At 55.8% G+C, this 5879-nt stretch carries 4 protein-coding genes and 1 pseudogene; 2 read left to right on the top strand and 3 right to left on the bottom strand.

Annotation, left to right across the window (positions count from 1 at the left end):
• Together DBR34_RS22935 and mauJ are read left to right on the top strand one after the other, a co-directional pair.
• Positions 1-119: pseudogene (locus DBR34_RS22935) on the top strand (integrase); the annotation flags it as partial.
• Positions 120-331: 212 nt separating this feature from the next.
• A complete protein-coding gene (mauJ, locus tag DBR34_RS12500; protein ID WP_128097034.1) occupies positions 332-1699 on the top strand; it encodes a methylamine utilization protein MauJ in 1368 nt (455 codons plus the stop codon).
• Between the two features lie 689 nt (positions 1700-2388).
• Here the strand turns inward: mauJ and DBR34_RS12495 are convergent.
• The 3 genes from DBR34_RS12495 to DBR34_RS12485 form a co-directional block, all read right to left on the bottom strand.
• On the bottom strand, positions 2389-3201 hold the full coding sequence (locus DBR34_RS12495; RefSeq protein ID WP_219928284.1) for a hypothetical protein: 813 nt from the start codon (positions 3199-3201) through the stop codon (positions 2389-2391).
• Positions 3202-3284: 83 nt separating this feature from the next.
• Complete coding sequence (locus tag DBR34_RS12490; RefSeq protein ID WP_128097032.1) at positions 3285-4241, bottom strand: lysozyme inhibitor LprI family protein; 957 nt, start codon at positions 4239-4241, stop codon at positions 3285-3287.
• A 390-nt stretch (positions 4242-4631) separates the two neighbouring features.
• Positions 4632-5615 carry a hypothetical protein gene (locus tag DBR34_RS12485; protein WP_258223882.1) on the bottom strand — a complete coding sequence of 328 codons (984 nt, stop codon included), beginning with the start codon at positions 5613-5615 and terminating at the stop codon, positions 4632-4634.
• Between the last annotated feature and the right edge of the window lie 264 nt (positions 5616-5879).

The raw sequence follows: 5879 nt of genomic DNA, 5'->3' as shown, positions 1-5879 counted from the left end.
GAGTGGCACTACCGGAGATTATGCAGCTGACCGAGCACCGCTCGGTCTCGAGTGTAGTGGGGTATTTTCAGGCCGGCGGAGCCGCAGCTAACCCCGCTGCTCGACTGCTGGAAGACTGAAGGAAAATCTCCACGACGGCTCGTCGAAAACACAGTTAGCTCTTCTTGGCCTGGAGAGTCCGCCGGCATATTTTTTCTACCAAGGGCAGGCCGCTTAGTGTTAGATCCAAATCCCTACTTTCGGATCATCCGGGACCTAGGGCGGGATTAGGGGCTACGCCCGTAGGCCACGATACACTGCTGACGTCGGAGATCTTGGATGGAGTCCTATCGTGCAGACGCCCTATGTGCCGCATCGCTTCGGCCAAGAGGTCGAAACAAAGCTTCGTAGTCGAATGAACTGGCTAACAGCTGGAGTTGCTTCCTCTATTGCTTGGCCGCAGGAGGACGTGTGGGTTGTCTACGGAGGAAATGACTACATACTTCGTGGTTTAGAGAGAAGCGGCGAAGCATCGCCTCCAGGAATAACCGTGCCATGTGAGCGTGCGGAGATCGATGAAGCTTTGTCGAGAATCTACAAATTTGCATCAGTGCTCAGTTGGTTCCACCAGGGCTACGTGGATGTAAGCGGGCATGTGTGGGGGTCTCACCCCATCTTGTACGGTGACCGACGTCAAGTCTTCTCCACAGGCGGTACGTACTCCGTTAGAGCGTTCGATTGCAATCATATGCCGCTAATCGAAGGCGACGCCATGCGCAAATCGCTCGCATTCTGGCGAGAAGGTCAGCGGCTACGAGGTGTTCATGACAGCTATTCATTTCTGAGCTTCTATAAGGTGATCGAGTCACAGTTCAGTAAAGCAAGGTCAAAGCAAAAGGTTGAATGGATTCGTTCAAATATCGAGCTTCTCTCGGATGACGCGGCAGCTCGCGTCGCGGAGCTGCGAAATGAGGGGCGCGACGTGAGTCGGCATCTTTTCGAAAGTGGAAGATGCGCAGTCGCACATGCAGCGATGGAGGAGGAGATTATCGATCCGGACATTCCCCAAGACAGAAGGAGACTGCGCGAGGATCTAGTGGTAATGGCTGGCTTAGCCCAGCGCTACATCGCTAATGAGCTTGGCATCCCGGACCGATCCGTCCTGTACCGTACTCGAAATAGGCTTCAGCCGTGGGATCCAATATTCCATTCCGTTACGCTCCAGCAGCTCAAAAGCGGGGGGTACCCCGACGATCTGGGGAATTTTGACAATCGGATTGTCTCCGTCGGCCTTTGGCCGGACGGTGCGATACCTGGCATGGAGAGAATGATTGTGCGCGTCCAGTCGGTGTCACAGGGGGTGATAGAGGCGGCACTAGTGAATGAGCGCGAGACAGTGATTGTGGCGGCTTACTTGGACTTCCCTCATGGAGTGGCACATATCAACATTGAGCGCGGCGGCGTCAGAAGCGGGGAATCGCCGCCGCTCGAAGAAGACCTGCGGGCCTTCTATACGCTCTATTACAATGTTCTAGGAAATCGCGTTGTAGAATTGACTATTGATGGCTTTGAGCCGGTGGATTGTGAAGTCGTTATTCCTGTCAACATGATGCTTACATTGCCTCCCCATGAGGCGGTTGAGGCTACAGTGAGTGAAGTTCTTGCAAAGTATGGGCACGCCCCGGTCGCCGAAGCGCCAACGATCCCCAATCACACTTGACCGGGCTGTAGCGGTTCTGGACGCAGTCGGGAAACGTTGCCATCGGGCGGTTCCCGACGCCTGGTGATCCTCGCCGCCAGCACTGCTTGGAAACACCGGTATCGCACTGTAGATGGGTGGCAGCCATTCGGCGGGCTAACCAAGGCCTTCTGGCGTTTGGTAGGGCATGCCAGCCGTGGCAGCTGCAGCAGCTCGTAACGCAGATAGGGTCGGCAGACCGCAGCCCCAATGTGGGGCCACACGCTGGTCGTTGCAGCGATGTGCCGTTTTGATCGAATCGGTACTTAGCGGCAGCAGCTGCCGCAGTCCGCCTTGATCGGATGAGGACCTGCCCTACCCCCGATAAAAATCTTCCTTATCCCCTTCCCAGCCAATGTCCGCTTCCGGCCTAGGCCGTGTTAAAACCCTTCGACGTGGAGAAATCGATCAAAAGTTCGCCGATCGGCGGCTCCCCACGCAATTTCTGAGCCCTTAAGCGCTGCGTGCCAGCCAGAATTGAAGCTCGTGGTTCAGGGCAATAGATTTCACACAGCCTCGGCCAGGACGGGACATTCGTCTGGTTCCGACGTAGCCGCCAAGCACCTTCGCTCCCGCCCTCACCGCAAAGTCAACGCCAGGCGCGAAAGGCCCGGAAGTGAGCCTGACCCCGTTTGCGGCCCAGTAAAGCATGTCATCCACTGAGCGGTCCCCTACAGGGATGTAGGGGCTGCGGAGGCCGCGCCCTCCGTCACTTCGTCAGGAGCAACGCGCTTATCCAGGGCGTGCCTGATCGCGAATTTCAGTATTTCAGTGACCTGCTTGATGCGCTCACGCGAAGCGATGGCCACAAAGCCCATGATCGCAAAGACTGCTGGAAGCAGTGCCACGAGCAAGATGCCCCAGTACACGCTGGCACTCTTATCGAAGAGCTTTACCGAACCTGCGGTAATGGCTGCCAGCATGGGCATCAGACCAAGCTTTCGGATGTTGCCAACCAGCAACGCGACGCGGTCCTCCATAAGCCCCCACTTGGTCTCGTATTGGACAAGCACGTACTCAAGCTCGCGCTTACCATAGGTCGCCAGTCGAGAAGCCAAGTCCGCATCCGCCGCCGTGGTGAGCCTGATCTGCGTCATGATCTCTCCGTGCGGATCTGACCTTCGCTTGATCAGGCGAATGGTGATATCAGTGACATTGAGCACTGCGTATACAATTCCAGTGATTCCCATCGGAACCACGATCCATGGCAGAACTGCTATAACGGTTAATGGCTCAAAATCGAAGTATTTGAGCCCAACGCCGAGGCCGATAGCGACAAGAAGCAGCACGACGTAGAACAGGATGAACCAAAGGTCGGCTGCGGCTACGAAACGAGCGTATCCAGTGCCCTTGGTTTTTGCTGGTGCGACCGTCAGCTGCTCGACAATCGTTGAAATTTCGCTGATGTGCTGCTGATTCAATATCTTCTTGCTTCCTATAGAAAGACCCGCCGTAGCGGGGTGGGATGCCTTGGACTGGCTCACTGGCTCAACGGCCACGAGCGGACGTCGACCGTTTGAATTCGGAGGACGCCAAGAGCAGTCCGCTGGAACGAAGGGTTAGATTTCTACGCACCATCACCCAATCGTCTCCAGCCGACAACCTCGTCTATCCGCTGATCAACCGCTGCCTTTGCAGCGTTAGCATTTATCAGTGGCCAGATCGTCCCGCTGTTGACCCGCTCTCCGGCTACGAACGATGCCCATGCGTCGGAATACATCTTCCACTTAGCCTGTGAGTCGTTGAACGCTGCGAGCTCGGAGGCGTCGAGGCGTTGCCTGACTCCTTCAATTGCTTCGCCTAGCCGCGCTTCGGACTCAGAAAGTGACTGCCCGGCGGCGATGTTCATCTCAGTCTGCGTCAGAGGCGCGCCGGGATGAAGCGTTTCAGAGATGAGCTCATCAGTTGCTCTCAAGAACGCCACGCAACTTTGAAAACAACGCTCAACCTCCTCCGCTTTAATCTCATATGCTGAGGCAATCTCGTGACAAATGATGTGCCTTAGCTCGAAGGTCCTCGCCACATCGGCGAAGACCTGGTCGGGGTTCGCGAGGACCGGACTAGGCGGCTCTCCCAACACTTCGTGGCCCCAACGATCTATAGTCGTGCGGAGTGCCTGAAAAAATGCCGTTCCGATCAAACTCGTTATCGCATTTTCGATGTGATCGAGACGACTCAGCGGAACGCCATGGGCAACAAGCTCTCCAACGGTGAGCGCTTTGCCGTGCACCGCCCTGAGTATGGAGAAATCAAGCTTCATGGACGAAGCTGGCTTCTCCGCGTTGCTGAGGTATGGATCGCCCGCATCAATGAGGTCTTTGATCGCCATCCGAAAGTACCCTTCGACGCACGCGATGAGCGCGACAGGAAAGTATCGGGTCAGCTCGCTCTGCGACTTGTCATGCCTCTCGAATGCATGCTCTAGCGCAAAGAGCCGCATCGGAAGTTCTGACATGGCTGAGCCAAAGCGCCGACGCTGGCGAACTTCGGCAATTTCTTGGATGATGTCTCGTGTGCGGCTCATGGTTCTAATTATTCTAAAGTCCGAGCAATAGTCGTAGTCGGATTGGCGGCCACCATCTCCGCGCGCGTGCTGCAGTGCTCTACAGATACATCAGTCTGACGAACTGAATACTCCGTCGCCATAACTACTCCTTGTGGACCCTTGGGCCATTTGAGCATGGTGGCCGCTTTGGACTTCAGGCGTCAACAGCTAGATCAAGCGTCGCAGGGCTAAGGGCCAGTGTCAGCCTTGGGTCGGATGCTGCCACGGTGTGCTTGGGACCGCTACCGGCCAGAAGCGGACAATTCACCTGCAACCTCCTCGCGCTTGGGAAGCGTACTCATGGCGAGCTGCTCTCCGTCACTGCTAGATCCAGTCGGCGTCCGCAGCGAAACTTCGCAGTGAACGTCTTCAGTCGCCCACGCGCTCCATTAGCCCGTTTCCAAGTATTTCGATGAGCCTGACGAATTCGAGCACGTCACCCTCTCGAACGAGAATCTTCTGTCCAACAACATATCGATGATCTTGGCTCCGCTCGATATATTCAGCATCAACGATCCCCTGTTGATGCGCTAGCAGATGTCGCTGCTGATAGAAGATCCGGAGCTTCGCTAGTGACATCTCATCAGTCAATTGGTTGTAGCTCTGACCAATCTCCGACTTCCAGAGCTCCGATCCAACGTCTAGGTTCTGGAAAGAATTTCTCTTTGCCTGTTTTCCTGTACGCAGCAAATAGAGCTGCTCAGAAAGTCGCTGAAAGGAGGTAACCGCATCGAGCATACCTTTTTCGATGAGCGACTGTGTCACGACTTCAGCCTCATCGATACCGATCGAGCCCACCAAGGTGCCGCGAAGCCCTACGGCAGATCGGATCGAGCCTAGGGTCTGGAAGAATGTGTGCTTTGCCGAGTTTCTTCCGCAGCTCGGACAAAAGTACGCGGCGCCAATGTAGGAGTACCTGCATTCGCAGCCTTCACATACCGCCCGCAACCGCATAGGCTCTGCTGATGCGATGGGGAGCAGAACCGCATCGCGCCCCCCCCTGGCTTCAAGAGTGATGCGAAGGAATGAGTTTGGACTCTGCCTTCTTTTCGACTCGCTCGCATCCTCCCGGATGGCTCTGTTCAAACGATTGACCACGGTGCCACGTGCGAATTCGCGAGCTGCCTCTACCTGCGCTGTCGTGAACCATGATTTCGCCGGCGCAGCATGTCGACAAGCGGGGCAGAAGACCTCCTCGTCGCGGACGATGTTCTTCCAGTCCTCATTGTGAACTTTGAATTGGAAGAGGCACCCAGGTGAGGGGCATTCCTTGTCCCAGTAACCTTCAGCATCGCTTTCTAACGGCACCGATACTTGTTGCAGTTGAGCCAGTCGCTCCAGCTCCTTCTTCATATGTTCGAACACGACGTCCCCCTTTTATTTGAATCAAGGGTGGCCCTGATTGAGTTCGATATCAAGGCTTCCCTTCAGCGCTCCGATCGCGCGCTAGGGGCAACATCGTACGTCCGCTTTGGGTCCGAAGCTGCCCCTACCCTACCCCCGATAAACATCCCTAATCCCCCTCGCCCAAAGTCCGATCTCGGCCAGAATCGGATGTCAAATTGCTACGTGGAAGCCGAAGTCGATACTGGCCTCTGCATTTGATCAGTAGCGGAC

The sequence above is a fragment of the Stenotrophomonas sp. HMWF003 genome (assembly GCF_003061285.1).
Lineage (GTDB): Bacteria > Pseudomonadota > Gammaproteobacteria > Xanthomonadales > Xanthomonadaceae > Stenotrophomonas > Stenotrophomonas maltophilia_AP.
This window is presented reverse-complemented; position numbering and strand designations above follow the sequence as displayed.